The following is a 22,925-nucleotide window of genomic DNA, read 5'->3' on the forward strand; positions in this document are numbered from 1 at the left end:
GGGCCATTGATGGGGGCCGGTGCTTAGCTGCATCCATTCATGCAAACCCAATTAGGAGCATTGACGCCCATGAACATGTGGTTACTGGCAGCAGGAGGCCTGATGGTCGCGAACACGCTGTTGCACATCTTCGCCGGTGGTAAGAGCGTTGCACGCCCCCTGCTGAACGCGCGCGAGCTGTCTGCCGAGGTACGATATGTAAACTACTACTGCTGGCATCTGGTGAGCATTAACCTCGCTGCGGTGGCTGCGCTCTTTTTATGGCCTGCGCTGCTGAACGGGCCAGTCGTCGCCGCGATCATCGCCACCGCTCTGTCCGCCTCATATGCCCTCTGGGGGCTGGCCTTGCCGGTTCTGAACGGCCAGCGCTACAAGGATATTCCCCAGGGGTTCCTGTTTGTCCCCGTCACCCTGTCCGGTCTCGTCGGCCTGATGATCTGACACCTGTCAGGCACGATAACCACGCAAGTATCGGTATGGGCCGCAAGATGGCGGCCCAACCTGAGACCTGGTCAGACAGTTGGCCAACAGTATTTCATAGATAAAATATCTTCTGTTGATTACCCGACATCTTGTGGGCATTGAGCCTGTTCCTCATAGAAAACCACCAAAAACACCCTTAACAGCTCATGAATCGGCCGCATTCAGGGCAGGCGCGCGCTCAACTCATAGCTGTCTGGTTAAAGTCTTAACGACACTAGGCGGGCATATTAATCATTTGTTAGCGGCAAAATGACAGTCTCAGGCCAGTCTTTGGAAAGGGCGTTATCATGAATGGTACTGAGGTTACGACACAAACCAACCACGCGACACTGCCCTCCGGCAACCTATGTGTCCTGGTGCTGGATGACAGTGAATTTGACAGAACACGGATGCGAAGGCTGATTGCCCAAGCGGACAGATCTGTGAATGTGATCACCTGTTCGGATATCAAGGACTTTGAAAGAGCACTGGACGAGAATATCGTCGACCTCTGCCTGATTGACCATCAGCTGCGCGACGCCTCGGGGCTGGATGCCGTCGCCGTGGTCAAACAGCAACTGGAGACCGCGGAGGTCCCGGTGGTCATGATTTCCGGTCGTGAAGATACAGAAGCGGTTGTCAGTTCGATCCGCGCCGGCTGTGTCGACTACATCGGCAAGGGCAATCTGACGGCTGAAAAACTTCATGGTGTGATCTACAATTCCATCGCTGAAACCTTCTCCAGCCCGGCCATGAAAGCCGAGGTGCAGGAAGCAACCCGTAATGTGATCCGTGGCATGGCTGAAGGCTGCATCAGCGAGCTGCAACCCAAACTGCGGCGCATGTACCGTCAGATCTCCTTTATTCGCGGCTGCCACAATCAGGGCCTGACCCCCTCCCCTGAGGCGCTGGATGAGATCGAAACCCATTGCCTGAACATCTGGCGGTTCTTCGACGAGATCGAACACTACAGCAATAGTTTCAACGAAGTTCGCCACTAGGTGGATCACCTCACCGCGGCTCAGCCACGGTGAGGTTGCTTCAGACGCACCCGAATAGTCGCCCCGTGCCGATTGGTCCGGGGCGGCAACGCGTCTACAAGACCGCCATAGCTATCGGCAAGGCGCCGCAGGATCGCCAACCCCATGCCTGCCCCTCCGGTGTCGGCGATCGAGAATTTGCTCATCGGATCAAAAATCCGTTCCAGCTTGCCTGCTGGAATTCCGACACCATCGTCTCGCACCAGCATCTCCCACATGCCGTCGTGGCAGCGGCCAACCACGGCAATGCGCACCGGCTCCGGGTTATGACCGGCCGCATTTCCCAGCAGGATCAGGAACATCGACATCAGGGCATCGGGGTTCATGTCAATCTCAGGCGGATCGAACCGCGCCCGCACCCGCAGGCCATCTGGCAGATTCAGCGCCGCAATCGCACGATCAAGGCAAGCTTGAACCGACACGTTCTCCGTCTCCCGGTATCCGGTCTTGGAATATCGCGACAGCTGGTCAAGCATCATGTTGAGCTTTTCGGCGTGCTGCCGCATCAGATCAAGGGATTGCGCCGGGGCTTCCGGCAGGGTCAGGCCTGCGTCCTCCAGATCCTCCCCAATCCAGTTCGGCAGTTCGGCAAGCGCCCTCACCGACCCCCGCAGATCATGCACGATTTTGTAGACCACTTCCATCATCGCCTGATCGCGCGTGGTCTGGCCAGCCGCCTGGTCGGGGGTATCATGTTTCATCGCGGAGCGCCTTTCGAAGTTCGGCAGGATAGGTGTCACGCAGGGCCATCCAGCGGCGCGCCTGCAACGTGGCACCCGCACGATCCGTTGTCGCACGCCAGGACTGGGCCACATTGTTGAGCGCGACCTCCGGCGTGGCGTCACCCGCCAGCGCAAGCTGAAGCCAATAGGACAAAGCGTCGAAATACTCCCCCCGCCGCGCCAGATAGAGATCGGGCATAGACGAGCGCATTGCCTGTTCATGCACCCTCAGGAACTGTGCACCATAGGCATCGACGATTGCGGGATCCTGATATTGATCGGTCCGGAAAGGGTCAAAAAAACCACCCGTCTGCGCGATCGCCTCGGCGCCGACTTTCTGCGAAACGGCATTCACGCAAAACTGATATGCGAGCTCGGGCTGCCTTGAATTTTTGGCGACGACGTAACTCCACCCCCAGTTGAAATACGACATGGGCACCAACGCCCCATTGATGCGTCCACCGGGCAGCGAGGCGTTGACCAGATTATCGCGCATCGCCGAGTCCGGCGCATAGAGGCTTTTCTGTGTCCCCCCCCAACCGATATTGGCGTAGATGTCACCCTCCCGATACCGTGCCCAATTGGCAAAGAGGCCCAGGTCGGCCCCAACCAGATGGGCGCTCGAGGCGATCATCTCTTCCAATGCGGCGACGCCTTGGGCACCGGCAATCTGCGGCTCCATCGTGGGTGAAAACGGCCAGGCCCCCTTGGCGTGGAACCGGGCCCACCATTCCCAGGCCACCTTGTCGGCAGCGCGGAACAGGCAGCCGCCATAGCGTCCCGCATCCGGGTCGTGAAAGAACGCCATCTGGCGGTCCAGCTCTTCCCACGTCGCCGGTGTTGTCAGGTCTGTCCCGGTCTGATCCGCATATTTCTGTCTTAACTCAGGGTTCTCCATAAACCTTTTGTTATAAAACATTAAGAACACGTCACCGTCGGTTTGATATCCCCAGAGCCGGTCATCGAAAACATCACCGCTGGTATACATCATCGCGTCGGTCAGATCCTGCGGCGCATATTGCTGCGCCAGCCCGTCCAGGGGCAGGATCGCCTCCGCCTCGACAAGATCGGGGATTCCAAACGTTGCAGGCAGCGCCACATCGACACCGACGTCATTGAGCATTGCCTCCAGCGTCAACACCGCATTAATCTCTCCCACACCGACAACGACCAATTCCGCCCGGCAGCCACATAACGCTTCGAAACTCTTGGCAACCGGGGCCAGATTCGCCTCTGCCCCATGAGGGGTCAGAATACGCAACAGGTTGGGAGACTGGGGATCAGTTGCAGCACGTCCGGCTGCAGGCAGCAGGCCACCGCCCACCCCCAACGCCAGCGCATGCGTGGTAAAGGCGCGTCTTGTGAACATGGGGATCCTCGCGGTTGGCTATATGTCGTCAAACCTATCGTCGCCCAGTTAACGGCTGGTAAACCTCTCAACCTTATGTTGAGTCTCGCAAACAGCAAAAGGGACCCGCAGTGTCGCTAACCGCACGCCTAAGATCCTGTGTCGTCATCTGCCTCGCGTCGATCTGTGTCGCGATGTATACGGAGTGGAACGACCTTAGCCGTATTGAGCGCAAGACGGAAAACCTGTCGGACCGCACCATCCCCCTACTGGACAGGATCGCCGATCTTGGCGACCTACAACATGGGCTGGAGGTGACATTGGCGAGGATCCGGCTCGTCGACGAACCAGATGGGCTAAAGGCGCTTGGACAGCGGCTCGACACGCTTGCACAGCTCTTTCGCGACAATTTCAGCGATCAGACAGATACAGTCACCGACGGTCCGTCCCCTGCAGATGCCGATGTCTTCCAAAAGGTTGTCAAAGGTCGGCAAGACCTCGTCGTCCAGTATGACCGGCTGGAGGTGGTTATCTCACAGGCGGCCTCCAAGATCCTGGCCCTGGAGAAATCCATCATTGTCGCGCAGATCGAGTTCGGCAATCAACAGCGTGGCACCGAGAGTTCGAGCCAGTCGTATTCCTGGGCAATCGACACCGCCAAAACCCTTGGGGAGATCTCCGGCAGCGTTGCATCGCTTGCCATCCTGACCAAGGATTTCTCCATTGATACCGGCGAAAAACACAGCGCGGAAAGTCAGCGCCTCGTCGCCCAGATCAATACTCTTGCCTCCCGCCTTGCCCGGCTCAAAAACATCGATGCGCGGCACGAGATTGCCGGTGTGCTGGTCGACTATCGCAAGATAATGCTTGGCCCGGATGGCGTCGTCGAAGGATTGTCGCAGTTACAGATCAGCGAAGCGCAACAGGATCGTCTTTACAAAGAGGCTGAAGCCGTCCTGAACCGCATCGGCACCTGGAGCAGGTCGAACACGCAGCGTGCGGCGATGGAGTTTCGACAAAGCGCGGCCGAAACCACGCGCATCGTGGAACGCATTCGCTTTGTCGATGTCGCTTTCAACATGTGTATGCTGTTGATTTCTCTGGCGCTCTTGTGGTTCATGATCGAGGTTCGCATGATCTCGCGCATCCATCGCCTGACCCGCCATATCCAGCGCATGTCCCGCGGCGAGCTCGACGACCCGATCAACACCAGCGGCTCGGACGAAATCTCGGAGATCGCAAAGGCTGTCGAGAAATCACGCCTCACCGCCGCTGCGCTGAAGCGCTCGAACGAGGAGCTGGAGAGATTTGCCTATGTGGCCGCACATGACCTGCGTGCGCCATTGCGGGCGATTTCAAATCTGATTGAATGGACCGAAGAAGACTTTGCCGATGAGATGCCGGCCGATGCGCAAAAGAATATCGGATTGATCCGCAATCGCACGGACAGACTATCCAGCCATCTGTCGGCGCTGCTGGATTATGCACGTGCAGGACAGATCGAGGGCGAACACGGCGCATTCAGCCTGACGCATTTTGCAGATGAGCTGCGGCTCTACTTCAATTCCAACCCGGAATTCGAAATCAAGGTCGAGCAGGATTGCGGTCCCTTCGGTGCATATCTGACACCGTTGAAAACCATCCTGATCAATCTTGTCAGCAATGCCAGCAAGCATCACGACAGATCATCGGGCACCATCCGCATCAGCAGCGAACTCTACCCGAACTATGTGGAAATAACCGTTGCCGACGATGGTCCGGGCATCCCGAAACAATACCAGGAGCAGATTTTCGTGCTGTTTCAAACGCTGAAATCCCGTGATGAAGTCGAAGGGTCCGGCCTGGGTCTGGCTCTTGTGCAAAAACTTGCCAGATCACTGGGTGGCAGCGTTTCTGTAGTTTCCAATCCGGAGGTGGCGCGCGGCACCGTGTTCACGGTCCGGATCCCGCTCAACTCCAAATCAAAGAAACCGCTGAATGACATCCAAGGATTGGCCGCATGACCAATAAAGAATCCGTTACATTCCTGATTGTCGATGACGATGAAGTGGCTGTCATGGCCATCAAACGCGCCTTGAAAAAGCTGCGTCTCGTGAACCCGGTAGAGGTCGTGGGCGACGGGCAGGAAGCGCTGGACCTGTTGCGCGGCGTGAACGCTGCCGCGCTGGAGCGCCCCTATATCATCCTGCTTGATCTGAATATGCCGCGCATGGGTGGTCTGGAATTCCTGTCAGAGGTCCGGGAAGACAAGGAACTGGCAAATTCCGTGATCTTTGTTCTGACAACCTCCGATGCGCCTTCCGATATCGCGGTCGCTTATGAGCACAAAATCGCAGGCTATATCGTGAAAGAAAACGCCTATGACGCCGTCAAATCGGCCGTTGAAATGCTGGGCGCCTATGTCGAGATTGTGTCGCTTGAAAACAAGCTGAGATGACGCCGGTCAGCGGATCAATGCTGTTGGCGCCAGCTTGCCGAAAAGGCGGGCCCTTACAATCTGTGCGGTCCATGAACGCAACGGCGGGAGAAGACTGATATTCCCGGCGCCATCGATGGCAGCATTCGTATGGTCGATGCCCCGGCGCGACTGAACGCTAATGGCGTAGCTACTCTGGCGGTGGCGCTGTTTCTTCATGGCGATATCTAGCCCCGATGCCCCCGGTGGTGGCCCCCGCCCCTCAAAGCATATGGCAATACCAAGCTGTCGCTGGACCAGATGCACCTGAATGGTCTTCGGGATGCGGGCTCCGTCCATTCGGAGGCCGCGCATTCCAGTCCGAATTCTGACCACGGATCGACAGCTTGCGGCCTGACATCGGTGATCGGGAAGATTTTCCGATCCAGAGACGCTCAAATCTGCGCGACACATCCCATGTTGGAACGCGCGCATTCGCAGACGCGCAAGATTGGAAAACGGGTCGGGCCCTGTGCTCAAACCTGCAATCGTTCTAGATTGCGACCATACAGATTGGCCGCATGGCAGAGCGGGATCGCCCGCTGCACCCTCAGCCCCAACGCATGCGTGGTCTTCCGGTCAACTCTGAACCAACCTGCGCGCCGGTCATCAGCGCTGCTCTGCGCGTGCAGCCGGTTGCCCGCCCCACGGTTGTCGCACAAGTCTGCGGATCGCAGCACCTACATCACTGTCAGCCACTCAACCAATCACTCAACCTATTCCAATGCAATCATACCGGTGAAACCGACCCGCGCCAGCTGGCGCGGGATATCAGTCTTCGACGGTTTGCCCCAGTTCGCACCAACCATCAGGTCCCGCGCAGCAAGTTCAGCGCAGAACCCGTCTGGTCAGCCCTCTTTTCCAGCAGGATCACCCTCTTAACTGGGGTGATGTGACCCAGCCCAACCCAACGATTGCCTCCCCGCCATGGGCCAGCAAAAAACCCGCGTGCGCACAATGGACGGCGCCGAGAGCATGACCGGCCATCCGGGACGCCCCAGGGACCACGCCTGCCCAGACGCGGGCATCATTTCAGCGTCAGCACAACAAACAGCGTCCCCGCAATCCCTGCAAAGATGGTGAGCCAAATGAGCCCCACCAGCTCGGTCGCGCTTTCCGCTTCAAGCTGGTTGGCCAGCGAGATGATTTCAGCGGTGACATTCCTCTCTTCCCTGCGCAGAAAGTCGATCCATTCCGTCGACGCCGCGACCCAGCGCTCGCTGTTGAGAGCCGCCGGCCCGGAGGCCGCTTTTGCTGACCTGATGGTATCACGCAGGTCGCTTAAGGTGAGATATTGGTCCGTCCTTTGCAGCGATGGCAGCCAGCTTCCACTTCCCTTGACGACCGCTGCTTCGGTCAACAGGATGATCTGCGCGCCGCCGAGGGCGGCGAAATGCTCCCGCAGCGCAGAAGAATTTCCCGTTTCGATGACCGCCGCGCCAGTTGCCCGCTCAAGTCCGGCCTTTTCCTTGGCTTCGCCGATCAGGAAACGCGCCTGTCGCAGCGCTTGGTATTCGGTGGAACTGTCCAGCCCGACGCTTTGTCGGGTAAGAGCCATGATGGTGCTGATGAGTTCCGTGTAGGGCCCAGCGACATCCGAAACCATGACCGGCCTATCAAAGCCGAAGCCATCGACATGCTGGCGCAGTTCCGCCAGCCGTTCCACCCCGTGAACAACGCGATCAAAGGCCAGGCTATGATCGTCGGCCATCAGGGTGATGCGCGAAAGTGCGGAGGCGACCACCGCATCAGTCTGGCCGCGCTGACGTATCAACGCATCTGGAAAAACCCGCCCATCTGAGGAGACATATCCGACGGAATACCCGCGCTCGCGCTGCAGCTCATGGATCATATCGCTGATCGCGCTTTCCTCCTGCGCGGTCTGCGCGGCGTATTCCGCAAGGAGGTGGCGAGCGCGCTGCGCCACAAGCGCGCTCGCAGCGAGATACCCTGCCAGCAGGAAAAGCGGCGCAACAACCAGCAATATGGCAAGCCTGAGCGGCATGATTTCCCCAATCCGATGAGACACTGTTGGAACAATTATAGGAATACTTTGTTTAACATATACTACCAAAACGTGTATTGCTTCAGTTTCCTCAGCGCAGGGTCTAGAGCCGCGGCTGCCAGCCCCGCCGGATCGGCTGTCGTTCAGGACCGGCAGCAGCGGCGTGAGAGGCGCAGACAGATCGCGCACAGCGGCACCTGCGAAGACCCCCTTTCTGGCTTGCCGTGTAAACGCATCCCCTCCTGCGCTGATGTGCTACACTGATGCTTCGGGCAGCGGCATTACGCGCCAATCCGCTGACCGGCGAACGGGCTTGATTTTTGCAACTGTTAGCGATAACGATGCGGCAATTGTCAGGCCACCGGGCGCGCCCGTCGAAGGCTGAACCCCTATCACCATCGGAGTTGCACAGATGACCTTGAAAATTGCGATCAATGGATTTGGACGAATTGGCCGTGGCGTATTGCGCGCCTTGCTGGAGAGCAACGCCGACGATATCTCGGTTGTGGCGATCAACGATCTGTCGCCTGCGGAAACCCTGGCGCATCTGTTGAAATACGACAGTGTGCATGGCCGCCTGCGGAACGAGGTGACCGTCGACGGCGATACGATGACTGTCGGCAATCACAGCATCCGCCTGACGGCGATCCGTAATCCCGAGGATCTGCCCTGGCAGGACGTTGATATCGCCTATGAATGCACCGGCCTGTTCACCAGCCGCGAGACTGCTGCCAAGCATCTGCAAAACGGCTCCAAACGTGTCCTGATCTCCGCCCCCGGCAAGGAGGTCGATCGCACCGTGGTGTTCGGGGTCAATCACAAGGATCTGACCAAGGACGACGTCATTGTCTCCAACGCCTCCTGCACCACCAATTGTCTGGCCCCGGTGGCAAAGGTTCTGGACGATACATTCGGCATTAAGACCGGGTATATGACCACGATCCATGCCTATACCGGTGATCAGCCGACCCATGACACCAGCCACAAGGATCTTTACCGCGCCCGTGCCGCGGCGCTGTCGATGATCCCGACCTCAACAGGCGCAGCCCGCGCGATTTCGGAGGTCCTGCCGCATCTGAAAGGCCGCCTGGAGGGTTCGGCAATCCGCGTGCCGACCCCGAATGTTTCGGTGGTTGATCTCAGCTTCATTCCTGAAAAACCTGCCACTGTTGAGACAATCAACGAGGCGATGAAGGCGGCGGCGGCGGGCGATCTGGCAGGGATCCTGTCCTATGAGACGGACCCGCTGGTCTCCATCGACTTCAACCACGACCCGCATTCCTCCTGTTTTGCGGCACCACAGACAGCGGTTACCGCCGAGGGGCTGGTCCGCGTTGTCAGCTGGTATGACAACGAATGGGGCTTCTCCAACCGGATGGTCGACACCGGCCGCCACATGGGCAAGGTGATGAACGGCTAAGCGCGCGGAAGATGCGCTGACAGAACAGGAAAGGGCTGCCACTGGCAGCCCTTTTTGCGTTGAACTCTCAGGCCTTGCCCACCCCTTGCGGGAAGGCCTTTATGCCGCTAGATGCGGAAAATCGGTTGCAGCAGGCGCGGGACGAAGGACCGGAACCGCAGTGCAGCATCAGTCGCGGCAAGGCAGATACAGGTCTCACCGTCCTCGGCAATCGGCGTATGTTCCAGGTGATCGTCCGCAACTTCCAGATCCCCGACACCAAAGCGCCCGGTTTCATCGCGAAACGCGCCCTGTAAAACCAGCGTCAGCTCCAGCCCGTTGTGGCCATGGTCAGGGACCGCCTGTCCCGCAGGAATATAGAGCAGCCGCACGCTGCCCTCCTCGTCATGGCTGAGGATTGACTGACGCACCCCCATGCCGAGCGACTTCCACTTTGGCGGCAGCCCACCCAGCGCCTGCATCACCGGCGCCGGAAAGATGCCCGAGCGGTTGAACTTCGGTGCGTCCTCAAAGGGTGAATCCAACTCGGCAAACACGCGCTCCCGCAGATCATCCGAGACATCCCGGGTTCCACAGGTTTCCAGTACCGACCCACCGACCGCCTGATGCGCATTCAACCGGGCGCGGCAGTCGTCACACATCGACAGATGGGTCGCCACAACCAGAGAGTAGGCATGGGGCAGGTTGCCGGATGCATAGGCCACCAGCAACGGGTCAGGGATATGATGGCGTACGCCGGTCATGATAGTCCTTGTTCCTTCAACTCATGACGCAACCGCTCAAGTCCGAGGCGGATGCGGGATTTGATTGTCCCCAGGGGCAATCCGGTCTGTTCCCGGATGTCCGCATGGGTCAGCTCGCCCAGATAGGCCTTTTCAACCATCTCTCGCTGTGCCGGTTTCAACCGGGCCAGGGCTGCGCGCAGCTTTGTTGTTTCCTGATCCAGCGCCAGAATCTGGGCTGCGTCTTCTTGTGTTTCCTCGGGAAGCTTCAGCTCCTCCGGTATTGGCCGCCGTTCCTTGCGGATCACGTCGATCTGCCTGTTGCGGGCGATCTGGTAGATCCACGCCGAGACCTGAGCACGTTCAGGATCGAACATGGCCGCCTTTCGCCATACGGTCAGCATCACCTCCTGAACGACCTCTTCGGCCTGGCTGGGTGGCATACCGGATCGGCAGATCACCCCCTTCAGACGCGGCGCGAAATAGTCGAACAGACGACCAAACGCCACCTTGCAGCGGTTGTCGCGCACGGCCAGCATCCAGACTGTCTGATCCGACAGGCTTTCCCGTTCCACTTTTTTCCTTTCGCGCATTACACTTGTGTCACGGTCTACCGTAACGGGCGGCGCAGGCGCTGCAAGAGTTGGATGGCTCAGCATGGTCAACATGTACGGATTACGCATCTTTCACGGTGCTGGATCACTCTGAGCGCAATTAATTTCAGTTTTTTCCATTCGTCCGGAGAGGCCCGTCATCTTAATCACCATCTTTTTTGATCCGCCAGGGCGAGCGGCCCGTAACAAGTTGAAATCACAGATGGAGACAGCATGTCCTTCGACGCATTATCATCCGCTCGCCAGCGTATCGCCGTTGTCGGTGGTGGCATCTCCGGGCTTGCCACCGCCTGGCTGCTCGCAAAAAGCCACAACGTCACGCTTTATGAAGCCGCGCCGCGACTGGGTGGGCACGCGCGGACCGTCGTCGCCGGTCGTAATGGCGACCAGCCCGTGGATACCGGCTTCATCGTCTTCAACTATGTGAACTATCCGCATCTGACGTCGATGTTCCGCGATCTGGATGTGCCCGTGGTCAAAAGCGACATGAGTTTCGGTGCCAGCATCGGGGATGGCCGCGTCGAATACGGTCTGCGAGATCTTGGGGCGCTGCTCGGGCAGCGTCGCAACATCGCGCGGCCCGCCTTTTTCCGCATGGTACGCGATATCCTGCGCTTTAACGCCAACGCCGAAGAGGTCGCCAAGAGTGACAGCGTCACCATCGGCGAACTGGTCAATGATCTGAAGCTCGGCGACTGGTTCCAGCGCTATTACCTGATGCCCATTTGTGGCGCGATCTGGTCGACGCCGCCGGATGAAATTCGCGGTTTTCCGGCGCAGTCGCTGGTCCGCTTCTTTCGCAATCACGCATTGCTCAGCGCTTCTGGACAGCATCAATGGTGGACGGTCAAAGGCGGCAGCATCGAATATGTCCGACGTCTGACCGCCCGATTGGACCAGATGGGCTGCCAATTGCGTCCGGGCACCCCGGTGCGCAGCGTCGAACGGACATCCGAGGGGGTACGCATCCACCTCCCCGATGGCACCTCCGAAAACTTTGATCAGGTGGTGATGGCCTGCCATTCCGATGACAGCCTGCGCTTGCTGGCGCAGCCGACAGCGGCAGAGCAGGCAACGCTGGGGGTCATGCGCTATCAGGATAACGAGATGATCCTGCACCGCGACACCGACCAGATGCCGCGCCGCCGTGCCTGCTGGTCGGCCTGGGTCTACAAGGCCGACACCCGCGACAACCGGGCCGCCATCGGCGTCACCTACTGGATGAACCGGCTCCAGAATATCAACGAAAACGATCCTCTGTTCGTTTCGCTGAACCCGGTAAAGGATGTGCGGTCGGATCTGATCTACGATCAAAAAACTTTCCGCCATCCGGTGTTTGACACCTCCGCGCTGCGTGCACAAAGCCGGATTGCCGATATCCAGGGGCAGAACAACACCTGGTTTGCCGGTGCCTATCTGCGGCATGGGTTTCACGAAGACGGCTTTGCCAGCGCGGTGCGCGTCGCACGTGGCATCAGCGCGCGGGAACGGGTGATCGGATGACCCTGTGGCCCGAGCATATCGCCGGACAGACCACCCATGCCCGCCATGGCGCCATCTCCAACAGCTTTCGCTACGGCGTGGACTATGTGCTGATTGACCCACGCTCCGAGAGCGGCCCGCTGCTGTTTTCGCGCAATCGCTTCAATCTGGCTGCGGTCCATGATCGCAACCATGGTGGCGCACCAAAACAGGGGATCGGCCTGCCATGGGCGCAGGACGTGTTCGCCCACGCCGGGCTGGATCTGGAGGGGATCACCATTCGGCTGCTCACTCAACCGAGCTATCTGGGCCATATTTTCAACCCGGTCAGCTTCTGGCTGGCCTTTCGCGGCAAGGCGCTACATGCGGTCATCGCCGAGGTCAGCAATACCTTTGGCGACCGGCACAGCTATGTCTGTCACAAACCCGGCTTCACCGCGATCGCCCCCTCCGACAAGCTTCAGGCCAAGAAGATCTTTCACGTCTCCCCATTTCAGGACATTGCCGGGGACTACTGGTTCAACTTCGACATCGGCCCCCGGCGGATCGCCATCCGGATCGACCACAAGAACGATGGCGAAGGGGTGGTCGCCACGCTGACCGGCCCGCGCCAGCCGCTGAGCAACGCCGCACTCATACGCTCCAGCCTGCGCCGCCCGGCCGGCACGCTGCGCACGGTTGCGCTGATTTACTGGCAGGCGCTGAAATTGAAACTCAAGGGCGCCAGCTATCGCCCCCGCCCTACCCCACCGGAACATGAGGTCAGCTGATGATTTTCCTTACCAAACGCGTAAAACACGACTTTCTCGACAGCTGCGCGCGCATCCGCAAGGGCAGTCTGCGCCTGCTGACCCCAGAGGGCGACACCCATGATTTCGGCACCGGTGAACCACGCGCCGAAATCCAGCTGCGTGACTGGAGCGCCATAACCGCCATGGCCGCCCGCGGCGATATCGGCCTCGGCGAGGCCTATGTCGCCGGACTTTGGGAGACGCCCAGCATCGAAGACGTCATCAAGGTGGCGCTGCTCAACCTCGATCATCTCACCGATTACGCCTACCCGAGTTTCTGGGCCAGTCTGAAGTTCCGGGTCGTGGACCGGATGCTGCGCGCCAATTCGATCAAGGGCGCGGCGCGGAACATCAAGGCCCATTACGACGTCGGCAATGAATTCTACCAGCTGTGGCTGGACGAAAGCATGACTTATTCCTCGGCCCTCTTTGCGCCGGGTGACAATGACCTCGCGCGTGCGCAGACCCGCAAATACGACCGGGTGCTGAGCCGCCTCACCGCCGGTGATCGCGTCCTGGAGGTTGGCTGCGGCTGGGGCGGATTTGCCGACCGCGCCGCCGAACAGGGGCGCCATGTTACCGGACTGACCATCTCCCCCAGTCAATTTGGTTATGCCGACGCGAGGCTCGATGGGCGCGCCGATATCCGCCTTTGCGATTATCGCAAATCGGAGGGAAAATTCGACAATATCGTTTCCATCGAAATGGTTGAGGCCGTGGGCGAACGCTATTGGCCCAGCTATTTCGCCACGCTGAAAGACCGTCTGGCCGATGACGGCCGCGCCGTGGTGCAGGCGATCACCGTTCAGGACAGCTATTTCGACATCTATCGGCAGTCGTCGGACTATATCCGCCAGTATACTTTTCCGGGCGGCATGTTGCTCTCTGATGCGGTGATCTCACATCAGGCGCGCACCGCAGGTCTGAAGGTTACGGATAATTTCGCCTTTGGCCAGGATTACGCGCGCACCTGCCGGGAATGGGCGGCGCGCCTTGTCGCGATGACCCCCAAAATCCACTCTCTGGGCTATGGCGAGGCCTTCCTGCGCAACTGGCGCTACTATCTGGAAACCTGCGCTGCCTCCTTCGAGGTCGGCCAGACGGACGTGATTCAGGTGGAGCTGGCCCATGCCTGAGATCCGCCAAAACCGCCTACGCTCCGCCATCGCCGCATTTGCCGTCAGTCTCGGAGTGGGTCTCGCCAGCGCTGCAACGGCAAATACCGGCCTCAGCTCCCCGACCAAACTGGGAGAGGTCACCTTCCGCTGGTTTGGCCTGCCGCTCTATGATGCCAGCCTTTACACCGAAGGGCAGACCCGCTTTGACTGGCAGAACCCGATGGCGCTCAAGCTCAGCTATCGGCGCGGTTTCAGCAGATCCCAGCTGATGCAGGCCACGGTCGCGGAACTGCTGCGGCTGGAAGGCAGGCGCGCCGATCACGATCAGCTGGTCGGCAAGCTGGATCGCTGTTTTCGCGATGTGAGACCGGGCGACAGCTTCGTGGCAACAACCCGCGCGCCTGATCAGGTGGCGCTCTATCTGAACGGAAAACAGACCTGCGATCTGCGCCATGCAGACGCCCGCAAGCGGTTTCTGAATATCTGGCTGTCGCCCAACAGCCGCGCTGCGCGTTTGTCCAGCGAGCTGCGGGGCAACTGATGCAAGCCACCCGTATCTCCCTATTTGCGCTGATGCTGGCCGCCGCCGGTCTGCCGCTCTATATCCATCTGCCGCGCTTTGCGACGGCGGAACTGGGACTGAGCCTGGCAACCCTCGCAGCGGTGCTGGCGGCGATACGGGTGCTGGATTTCGTGCAGGACCCCCTGCTGGGCTGGGTCACCGACCGCTGGCCGCAGGAACGCGCGACCTTTGCAGCTCTGGCGGCCTTTGGCATGGCGGTGGGGTTCATCCTGCTCTACACCTACCGCCCGGCAGCGGGGGGCGTGCTGCCATGGTTCGTCATCGCCCTGGTGCTTCTGTTCACAGCCTATAGTCTCGGAAGTGTTTTGTTCTACGGGCAAAGCACCGCGCTTGCAGGCAGCCCGGAGGCGCTGATCCGTCTGGCCGGGTTTCGCGAGGGCGGCACATTGGCCGGTATCATCCTGGCAGCCCTGGCGCCGGGCGCGCTGGTTGCCGTCGGCGCAGGCCACGGCGGCTACCCCGCTTTTGGCTGGATGCTGGCCGCACTCTGCGGTGTGGTCTGGTGGCTGACCCGCGGCCTCTGGACAGCGGCACCGCGCCCCGAACACCCGCTGTCCATTACCGCGCTGCGTGCAGCGGGTGGCCTTCGCCTGCTGGCGCTGGCCCTCGTGAACAGCCTGCCGGTCGCCATGACATCGACACTGTTTCTGTTCTTCGTCGAGGACAAGTTGGCGCTTGCCGATATGGCCGGCCCCTTTCTGGTCCTGTTCTTTCTCGCAGCGGGACTATCGGTGCCGCTATGGACCCGCGCGGCAGAGCGGTTCGGCGCGCGCGAGGTGTTGTTTCCGGCGATGGCACTGGCGATCCTTGCCTTTGTCTCCGCAGCCTTTCTTCCGCCCGGCGCCAGCCTTGGCTTTGCCGCCATCTGCATTGGTTCGGGGGCCGCGCTCGGCGCGGATATGGTGATCCTGCCGGTGCTGTTTTCACGCGCATTGGCGCGCGCCGGGTTGCAGGCGGGGCAGGCCTTCGGGCTGTGGTCCTTTGCTGCCAAACTCGCGCTTGCCGCCGCTGCTGTGCTCCTGCTGCCGCTTCTGCAGATGAGCGGCTTCACCCCCGGTGGCGAAAACAGCGCCGCCGCCCTGCAGACGCTGACATGGGCCTACGCAATCATTCCCTGCTGCATCAAACTTATCGCCATCGCGATGGTGATCCGCCTCCCTGGAAAGGTAACCGCGTCATGAAACTCCTGCTTGTTGCCATCATTCTGTTGCTGCTGCTTGCGCTCCTTCGCCCTGGGCTGGGATTTCGCAGCCAGCACCCCGAACACTATGCCAATACCAGTCCCGCCTTCGACATTCGCACACATCTGAGCGGCGAGATGATCTCCGAAGGTATGATTTACGGCCCGATGGGGCGCGTCTCCTCGCGGTTTGTCGCCACGATGACGGGCGAATGGGAGGGCGACACCGGCACGTTGAGCGAGAATTTCTCCTACGCCAGCGGCGGCACGCAGATGCGGAAATGGTTCCTCACCATGGGCGAAAACGGCAGCTTCACCGCCACCGCAGATGACATCATCGGCACCGGACAGGGTCAGCAGATGGGAGCCGCCGTGCGCCTGACCTATCGCATCCGCCTGCCAGAAAGCGCCGGTGGCCATGTGCTGGATGTCACCGACTGGATGTATCTGATGGAGAACGGCACGATCATGAACCGCTCCGAAATGCGCAAATTCGGCATCAAGGTGGCCGAGCTGATCGCCACCATGCGACCGAAGGGAGAGTGAGATGTTTGCAGGACAGACCTGGTGGATCGTCGGCGCGAGCGAGGGGCTGGGGCGTGCGATCGCTGAAAAGCTGGATGCCGCAGGCGCGCGGCTGGTGCTGTCAGCGCGCAGCGAAGAGCGCCTGCAGGAGCTGGCGGGCACGCTGAGCAATGCCACTGCCCTGCCACTGGATGTGACCGATCCCGACGCCATCAGCCGGGCCGTGGAGCAGATCGGCAAGGTGGATGGCCTCCTTTACTGTGCCGGGGCCTATGACCCGATGCCTGCGCAGGACTGGGACGCCGAGAAGGTCGAGCTGATCTGCGACGTGAACTTCATGGGCGCAATTCGTGTGGTTGGCCGCGTCATACCGCAGATGATCGCTGCCAACGACGGGCATATCGTGCTGATCGGCTCACTCGCTGGTCACACGGGCCTGCCCGGAGCGACCGGCTATGGCGCGTCGAAATCGGCCGTTATACACATGGCCGAGAACCTCCAGGCCGATCTGATCCAGACCCCCATAAAGGTTCAGGTGATCAATCCGGGTTTCATCAAAACCCGTCTGACCGACAAGAACGATTTCAAGATGCCGATGATCCAGACCCCGGATGAGGCCGCAGATGCCTGCCTGAAAGCGATGCGAAGCGGGCGCTTCAGCACCAGTTTCCCCGCCCCCTTCGCCTGGGTCTTCACCATCGGCAAACATCTTCCCCGCAAACTGTTCCTGCGCCTGATGGGGGCGGGAAAATGAGCCCCCATTCGCCGCGCCACATCGTCATTATCGGTGCCTCCGGTGGCATCGGGTCGGCGCTGGTTGACCATTTTGCGGCGCGAAACCCCGCCAGCCTGACGGCGGTCGCGCGCGGCGTATTGCCACCGAAGGCCGGCGTCGACAGCTACCGCGCCGATATCACGGATGAGGACCAGCTGGCCGGGTTTGCCGATGATCTGCGCCGCAGGGGGATCGCCCCTGATCTGGTCGTCGTTGCAACCGGGGTTCTCTCCGACGAGGCCGGGCTTAAGCCTGAGAAATCCTATCGTCAGCAGGACCCGGTGGCGTTCCGCAAGGTATTTGAAATAAACACCTTTGCCCCCGCTATCATTGCCAAACATCTGCTGCCGATCATGCCTCGCAAGGGGCGCGCGGTCTTTGCCGCCCTGTCCGCGCGGGTCGGCTCGATCAGCGACAATGGCCTCGGCGGCTGGCACGCCTATCGCGCCTCCAAAGCGGCACTGAACATGCTGATCCGCAACTACGCCATCGAAACCGCGCGCAGCAACGAGGAGATGATCTGTGTCGGCCTGCATCCCGGCACCGTAAAAACACCGCTGTCGGAACCTTTTTCAAAGAACGTCCCCGACGACGCTCTGTTCGAGCCACAACAGGCCGCGGCCTACCTCGCCCAGGTGATCGACCGGTTATCGGCCAAGGACAGCGGGCGGGTGTTCGACTGGGCCGGCAAGGAAATCCCAGCCTGATGATGGGCTGATCGCCACCAGATCGTGGCGACCGTGTCATCAAACACAGCGCCGGACTTGCTCATCCAGCAGGCCCCATGCGACAGTGGGTGAACACCGCACGCAGCCATGCGCTCTGCGGACTCACCCGATGTGCCAGCTGCCTACAGGACCTTGCCGCCTTGAAATCCGTCCGGCTCCGCCTCCTATTGCTCGCACTTCTGCCGCTCAGCGTGGTGATGCCGCTGCTGCTGGTCGTGGCCATGGCGCGCTGGAACGCGGATTACGACAATGTTCTGATCGTCAATGTAGAAAGCGATCTGAAAATCGCCGACCAGTATTTGCGCCAGTTGCAGGCCAATACCGGCGATGATCTGGCAGCAATCGCCAGCTCGGCCCGGTTTGCCGAGGTCCTGCGCGCACCGTTGCAGGATCAGTTGCGGTTTCTTGACCAGCAGCGGCAATCCCTCCAGCTTGATTTCCTCTATTATCTGCCATTGCGCAATATTGACCGCGAGGCGCGCCGCTGGCCGGTGATCGACCGCGCCGCGCAGGGCAGGCTGGCCTCGGAAATCGACATTTTCTCCGCTGCGGACCTGGATGAGATCTCTGCCGACCTGCGTGACCGGGCCCGTATTTCCCTGATCGAGACCGAGGCCGCCGCGCCGACAACCCGACCGGCGGAAGATCGCGGCATGGTGATCCATTCCGCCGCGCCGGTGACCAATAACGGCAGTGAAGGCGTGCTGGTGGCGGGCCGGCTTCTGAACCGGGATCTTGATTTCATCGATACGATCAATGCCCTGGTCTATCTGGGCGACAGTCATCGCATCAGCCGCAAGGGCACTGCGACACTGTTTTTGGAAGATACCCGTATCTCCACAAACGTTCGCCTGTTTGAAGACGTCCGCGCCCTTGGCACCAGGGTTTCGCAGGCTGTGCGCGATGCGGTGCTGGGTGAGGGGCAGACCTGGCTCGACCGTGCCTTTGTGGTGAACGACTGGTATATCTCCGGCTATCTGCCGCTCACCGACAGCTTCGGGCGTCGCGTTGGGATGCTCTATGTCGGCTTCCTTGAGGCGCCCTTTGCGGCGGCCAAACTCTCCGCCTATTGGACTGTGGTGCTGTCATTCCTGTCCGTTCTGCTGTTGTCCGCGCCCCTGTTCCTGTGGCTGGCCAAAGGGATCTTTGCGCCGCTTGAGCAGATGAGCCACACCATGGCCCGTGTCGAACGTGGCGATCTGACCGCGCGCAACGGCAATGTCGGGCGCCGTGACGAGATCGGACAGGTTGCGGCCCATCTCGACAGCCTGCTTGATCAGGTTCAGGATCGTGACCAGAAACTGCGCGACTGGGCAGAGGAGCTGAACGCGCGTGTCGACCAGCGCACCGCCGAACTGCGCGCCGCCAACGAAAAACTGGAGGCAACCTATAAGCAGCTGGTGATGAGTGAGAAACTCGCCTCCATCGGCGAGATCACAGCAGGTGTGGCGCATGAGATCAACAATCCCGTCGCCGTGATCCAGGGCAACGTCGATGTGATGCGGATGACTCTGGGCGCCGCCGCCGAGGAAGTGGACACCGAGCTGGCACTGATTGACGATCAGATCCTGCGGATCAGCGCCATCGTTGGCAAACTGCTGCAATTTGCGCGCCCCACCGAATTTGGCACCTTCGAGGAAAGCCTGGATCTGGCCCCGGTTGTCTCCGACTGTCTGGTGCTGGTCGATCACGTGATCACCAAACAGGCCATTACCGTTGAAAAACAGTTCGCCGCAACGCCACCGGTTCGCATAGACCCGGGCGAATTGCAGCAGGTGGTGATCAACCTGATCCTCAACGCGGCGCAGGCCATGGAGGGCTGCGGCAGGCTCCTGCTGGCCCTGAGGCCGATGGAGCGCGACGGTGTCAGCGGCGCCTGTCTTGAGGTTTCGGACACCGGGCCGGGCATCGCTGCCGAAGATCTGCCGTCGGTGTTCAACCCGTTCTACACCACCAAACTGGGCGAAGGCACCGGGCTGGGGCTGTCGATCAGCCAGACCCTGATTCAGCGCGCCGGCGGGGTGATTTCGGCCGACACCCGGATTGAGAACGGGGAGATCAAAGGCGCCGTCTTTTCGATCTGGCTGCCTGCGGTCAAGGCCGGGGACTGAGCCGCAGCCCGCGACACGCTGGCCGTCCATCCACCTATCGCTCGGATGATATCACAGCCCCCAACTGGCGCATTTTCGATCAATCGTTTTCCGCGAAACCCCCAACCGTCGGGCGGCCTCGGCGCGATTGCCGTCACAGGCATCCAGCACATGCACGATATGACGCTGCATCACCAGATCGAGCGTATCCATCGCAGCACTGCCCGTGATCCCGCCGGTGCCTGCGAACTCCTCAGGAAAGGCGCCGAGAATGACCGACCGTTCAATCAGGTTGCGCAGCTCACGCACATTGCCTGGCCAGTCGTAACGGCTGAATTTCAGCAGGGTCTCAGCGTCGAGCTCCAGCGCAGGCATGGCCAGCGTGGTAGAGAACTGCTCCATAAACAGCGCCGCCAGCTCCACGATATCCTCAACCCGTTCACGCAGCGGCGGCATCTGGATGTTGACGATATTGATCCGGTGATAGAGATCGGCACGGAAACGGCCCTCGGCCACGGCCTGTTCCAGATCGGCATTGGTGGCAAACAGGAACCGCAGGTTCAGCGGGATGTCGCGCTCTGCGCCGACCGGCCGGATGCGCTGGTCCTCCAGCACGCGGAGCAGCGCGGCCTGCACCTGTTCGGGCATCTGGGCCACCTCGTCCAGAAACAGCGTGCCGCCATCAGCATAAAGAAACAGTCCGTCCTGTCGGCGGTCCTGCGAATCCACCATACCGAACAGCTCATGCGCGATGCGATCAGGCGCGATAGCCGCGCAGTTCACCGCCACAAACGGCTTCTCCGCACGGTCCGACAGCGAATGCAGCGTCCGCGCCGCGATTTCCTTGCCGGTGCCACTGGCGCCGGTGAACAACACAGGCGTCGGCAGCGGCGCCAGCCGGGTAATCATGTCACGCGCGGTCTGAATCGCAGGAGATTTCCCCAGCAAACGCCCCCGCGCAGCGGTGCCCTCCGCCGATAGCGCATGTTTCAGCAGGTAGTTTTCCCGCCGCAGATGCTTGCGGTCCAGGGCCCGTGCCACGGAATTGAGGATCTGATTGGCGCGAAACGGTTTCAGCACGAAATCCGCCACCCCGACCCGCAACGCCTGAATGGCAGTTTCCAGATCCGCATAGGCGGTGACCAGCACCGTATCGGCAAACAGGCCGACCTTATGCTGTTCCTGTACCCATTCCAGCCCGGTTTTGCCGGGCATGATATTGTCGAGGATGATCAGGTCGAAATGCGCCTGATCCAGAATATTGGACGCCTCCGCGGCAGACGCCGCCTGCTCCACCCGCTTGCAGCGGGGGGTCAGGATCTTGGTCATGAAATTGCGCATACCTGGTTCATCATCGATCACCAGGATCGACGCACCGGCAAGGTTTTCCCCATATTCATCGCGGGGCGGCGGCGCGGTTGTCAGCACGGTCAATCCAGTCGGACGGCCGACCCGGAATGCACCTCATAAGAGGCGAACCCCGCCTGATCCAGTGCCAGATTGGCGCCGGCGGCGATCACGATGATGGCGGCAAACCCCGTCAACATGGCTTTCATTGTGTTACTTCTCCACCTTGGTTGCGCGTTTCAGAAACGCAATCAGATCGCGCCGGTCCTGCGGATCGGTAATCCGCTGCATCGGCATCTTGGAGCCGGGGATATAGTGATCCGGCCCCAGATCGAAGAGGGCATCAATTGTCGCCTCTCCCCAGATTATATCAGATCCATCAAGGACCTGCGAATAGCGATAACCCGCCAGCGTGCCCGCCGGGCGACCAAAAACATCATATAGGCTCGGTCCCGCCTTGCGACTCTCACCGGGGCCGAGCGCGTGGCAGATCGAGCATTTCCGCATGAACTGCCGTTCGCCGTTGGGCATCGTTTCTGGGTCCTTCAGGAACCCGCGGTTGCCTGCCATCTGTGCCTCGGCCTCTCCCATCAGGGCAACCGGCCAGCCATAGGCCAGATCATCCAGCCCGGCGGCCCAGATGGTCTGCCCGTCCGGCGCAAACTCCAGCGCCCAGACAGGCCCGTCGCGGGTGGCGCGAAAATCGGCACTGATGCGCCAGGTCTCGGTGTCCACCATCATGATATAGCCCTGCCCGTCCCCGACGGCGAGCCGCGCAGTGCCCTCATGATGGGCCATTGCAAGGATAGGCCGTCGCTCCAGCGTGAAATCGGCTACAGGCTCGCCGGTCTGTGTGTCGACAACGCGCGTCGCACCATCCACAGCCCCATAGGCCAGCCAGTCGCCACCGGGGTCAAGCGCCAGCTGGTTGATGCCAAAGCCCTGATCGACCAGGCGCCGGGGCGGTTGGCCTGCGTCCTCGTAGACCAGTATCTGCCCCTCCATCGTCGCGGCATAAATCGCCCCCCCTGGTCCGATTGCCACGTCATTGATGCCACTGCCAACAGCTATGCGCTGTTCCGCTCCTCCGTCAAATGGCCAGAGGCCGATATTGCCGTCCCAGCTCGCCGACACCAGCATTTCGCGGTCAGGGGCAATGGCCAGCGCCCGGATCTTGCCCAGATGGCGGCCGATCAACTCGGCCTGCTGGCCGCCCTTCGGCCACAGGTAGAGCGCGAAATCATCCCCCGCTGTGACCAGACGACCGGCATCGACAAAGGCCAGAGCGGTGACCGCTGCATCATGCGCCTCAAGCCAGCGTGGCGTGCGATCGCTCCACAGGCCCACGGCATTGTCGAAACTGCCGGTGGCCACCTGACCCTCGGGCGACACCGCCAAGGCCATCACCGGGCCGCCGTGGCCTTTCAACGTGGTGAACTCATCCCCGTCGGCCGGATCGGCACCTGCGGGCAGCGCCAGAACAGTCGCAGCGCAGGCGGCCAACAGATGACCCGTCCG

Annotated in this window: 22 protein-coding genes; 14 read left to right on the forward strand and 8 right to left on the reverse strand. The window is 60.6% G+C overall.

Annotation, left to right across the window (positions count from 1 at the left end; translation table 11 throughout):
• Positions 1–69: 69 nt before the first annotated feature.
• Complete coding sequence (locus VWY60_RS05595) at positions 70–441, forward strand: hypothetical protein (RefSeq protein WP_416539986.1); 372 nt, start codon at positions 70–72, stop codon at positions 439–441.
• Between the two features lie 329 nt (positions 442–770).
• Positions 771–1,463, forward strand: coding sequence for a response regulator (locus VWY60_RS05600; protein WP_416539987.1), 693 nt, complete (start codon positions 771–773; stop codon positions 1,461–1,463).
• A 20-nt stretch (positions 1,464–1,483) separates the two neighbouring features.
• On the opposite strand, the gene VWY60_RS05605 is transcribed toward VWY60_RS05600, so the two are convergent.
• Both VWY60_RS05605 and VWY60_RS05610 read right to left on the reverse strand, forming a co-directional pair.
• On the reverse strand, positions 1,484–2,203 hold the full coding sequence (locus VWY60_RS05605) for a sensor histidine kinase (protein WP_416536633.1): 720 nt from the start codon (positions 2,201–2,203) through the stop codon (positions 1,484–1,486).
• A complete protein-coding gene (locus VWY60_RS05610) occupies positions 2,193–3,593 on the reverse strand; it encodes a sugar ABC transporter substrate-binding protein (protein WP_416539988.1) in 1,401 nt (466 codons plus the stop codon). Before VWY60_RS05610 ends, VWY60_RS05605 begins: the two co-directional genes overlap by 11 nt.
• Positions 3,594–3,703: 110 nt before the next feature.
• Here VWY60_RS05610 and VWY60_RS05615 point away from each other — a divergent pair, with 110 nt between their 5' ends.
• Together VWY60_RS05615 and VWY60_RS05620 are read left to right on the forward strand one after the other, a co-directional pair.
• A complete protein-coding gene (locus VWY60_RS05615; RefSeq protein WP_416592471.1) occupies positions 3,704–5,575 on the forward strand; it encodes a sensor histidine kinase in 1,872 nt (623 codons plus the stop codon).
• Entirely contained in the window at positions 5,572–6,009 is a 438-nt protein-coding gene (locus VWY60_RS05620) for a response regulator (RefSeq protein WP_416536630.1), read from the forward strand. The genes VWY60_RS05615 and VWY60_RS05620 overlap by 4 nt, the downstream gene beginning before the upstream one ends.
• A gap of 1,045 nt (positions 6,010–7,054) precedes the next feature.
• Here the strand turns inward: VWY60_RS05620 and VWY60_RS05625 are convergent.
• Positions 7,055–8,221, reverse strand: a complete 1,167-nt coding sequence (locus tag VWY60_RS05625) for a nitrate- and nitrite sensing domain-containing protein (protein WP_416539991.1) — start codon at positions 8,219–8,221, stop codon at positions 7,055–7,057.
• A gap of 223 nt (positions 8,222–8,444) precedes the next feature.
• Between VWY60_RS05625 and gap the strand changes: the two genes are divergently transcribed.
• On the forward strand, positions 8,445–9,452 hold the full coding sequence (gene gap, locus VWY60_RS05630; RefSeq protein WP_340547398.1) for a type I glyceraldehyde-3-phosphate dehydrogenase: 1,008 nt from the start codon (positions 8,445–8,447) through the stop codon (positions 9,450–9,452).
• A gap of 107 nt (positions 9,453–9,559) precedes the next feature.
• On the opposite strand, the gene VWY60_RS05635 is transcribed toward gap, so the two are convergent.
• On the reverse strand, positions 9,560–10,195 hold the full coding sequence (locus VWY60_RS05635) for a ChrR family anti-sigma-E factor (RefSeq protein WP_416539992.1): 636 nt from the start codon (positions 10,193–10,195) through the stop codon (positions 9,560–9,562).
• Positions 10,192–10,842 (reverse strand): sigma-70 family RNA polymerase sigma factor, encoded by a 651-nt coding sequence (locus VWY60_RS05640; RefSeq protein WP_340547532.1) that lies wholly within the window; start codon positions 10,840–10,842, stop codon positions 10,192–10,194. Before VWY60_RS05640 ends, VWY60_RS05635 begins: the two co-directional genes overlap by 4 nt.
• Positions 10,843–11,001: 159 nt before the next feature.
• Here VWY60_RS05640 and VWY60_RS05645 point away from each other — a divergent pair, with 159 nt between their 5' ends.
• From VWY60_RS05645 to VWY60_RS05685, 9 genes are all read left to right on the forward strand, one after another.
• A complete protein-coding gene (locus VWY60_RS05645; protein WP_416539993.1) occupies positions 11,002–12,291 on the forward strand; it encodes an NAD(P)/FAD-dependent oxidoreductase in 1,290 nt (429 codons plus the stop codon).
• The gene (locus tag VWY60_RS05650; protein WP_416539994.1) at positions 12,288–13,040 is read left to right on the forward strand and encodes a DUF1365 domain-containing protein; all 753 of its coding nucleotides are present in this window, start codon (positions 12,288–12,290) and stop codon (positions 13,038–13,040) included. The genes VWY60_RS05645 and VWY60_RS05650 overlap by 4 nt, the downstream gene beginning before the upstream one ends.
• Positions 13,040–14,197, forward strand: coding sequence for a class I SAM-dependent methyltransferase (locus VWY60_RS05655; protein WP_416539995.1), 1,158 nt, complete (start codon positions 13,040–13,042; stop codon positions 14,195–14,197). The genes VWY60_RS05650 and VWY60_RS05655 overlap by 1 nt, the downstream gene beginning before the upstream one ends.
• On the forward strand, positions 14,190–14,720 hold the full coding sequence (locus tag VWY60_RS05660; RefSeq protein ID WP_416539996.1) for a chalcone isomerase family protein: 531 nt from the start codon (positions 14,190–14,192) through the stop codon (positions 14,718–14,720). The genes VWY60_RS05655 and VWY60_RS05660 overlap by 8 nt, the downstream gene beginning before the upstream one ends.
• A complete protein-coding gene (locus VWY60_RS05665; protein ID WP_416539997.1) occupies positions 14,720–15,943 on the forward strand; it encodes an MFS transporter in 1,224 nt (407 codons plus the stop codon). Before VWY60_RS05660 ends, VWY60_RS05665 begins: the two co-directional genes overlap by 1 nt.
• A complete protein-coding gene (locus VWY60_RS05670; protein ID WP_416539998.1) occupies positions 15,940–16,488 on the forward strand; it encodes a DUF3833 domain-containing protein in 549 nt (182 codons plus the stop codon). Before VWY60_RS05665 ends, VWY60_RS05670 begins: the two co-directional genes overlap by 4 nt.
• A gap of 1 nt (position 16,489) precedes the next feature.
• Entirely contained in the window at positions 16,490–17,221 is a 732-nt protein-coding gene (locus tag VWY60_RS05675) for an SDR family NAD(P)-dependent oxidoreductase (protein ID WP_416539999.1), read from the forward strand.
• The gene (locus tag VWY60_RS05680; protein WP_416540000.1) at positions 17,218–17,949 is read left to right on the forward strand and encodes an SDR family NAD(P)-dependent oxidoreductase; all 732 of its coding nucleotides are present in this window, start codon (positions 17,218–17,220) and stop codon (positions 17,947–17,949) included. The genes VWY60_RS05675 and VWY60_RS05680 overlap by 4 nt, the downstream gene beginning before the upstream one ends.
• Before the next feature lie 161 nt (positions 17,950–18,110).
• Positions 18,111–20,081 carry a cache domain-containing protein gene (locus tag VWY60_RS05685; RefSeq protein ID WP_416537583.1) on the forward strand — a complete coding sequence of 657 codons (1,971 nt, stop codon included), beginning with the start codon at positions 18,111–18,113 and terminating at the stop codon, positions 20,079–20,081.
• A 51-nt stretch (positions 20,082–20,132) separates the two neighbouring features.
• On the opposite strand, the gene VWY60_RS05690 is transcribed toward VWY60_RS05685, so the two are convergent.
• From VWY60_RS05690 to VWY60_RS05700, 3 genes are read right to left on the reverse strand one after another with little or no spacing between them, the layout of a single operon-like run.
• Complete coding sequence (locus VWY60_RS05690) at positions 20,133–21,494, reverse strand: sigma-54 dependent transcriptional regulator (RefSeq protein ID WP_340547408.1); 1,362 nt, start codon at positions 21,492–21,494, stop codon at positions 20,133–20,135.
• On the reverse strand, positions 21,491–21,616 hold the full coding sequence (locus tag VWY60_RS05695; RefSeq protein WP_416540001.1) for a hypothetical protein: 126 nt from the start codon (positions 21,614–21,616) through the stop codon (positions 21,491–21,493). Before VWY60_RS05695 ends, VWY60_RS05690 begins: the two co-directional genes overlap by 4 nt.
• A 4-nt stretch (positions 21,617–21,620) precedes the next feature.
• The gene (locus VWY60_RS05700) at positions 21,621–22,910 is read right to left on the reverse strand and encodes a c-type cytochrome (protein ID WP_416540002.1); all 1,290 of its coding nucleotides are present in this window, start codon (positions 22,908–22,910) and stop codon (positions 21,621–21,623) included.
• Positions 22,911–22,925 lie beyond the last annotated feature (15 nt).

Origin of the sequence: Phaeobacter sp. JH20_26 (assembly GCF_048056275.1) — a bacterium.
In the GTDB taxonomy this organism is placed as follows: domain Bacteria; phylum Pseudomonadota; class Alphaproteobacteria; order Rhodobacterales; family Rhodobacteraceae; genus Phaeobacter; species Phaeobacter bryozoorum.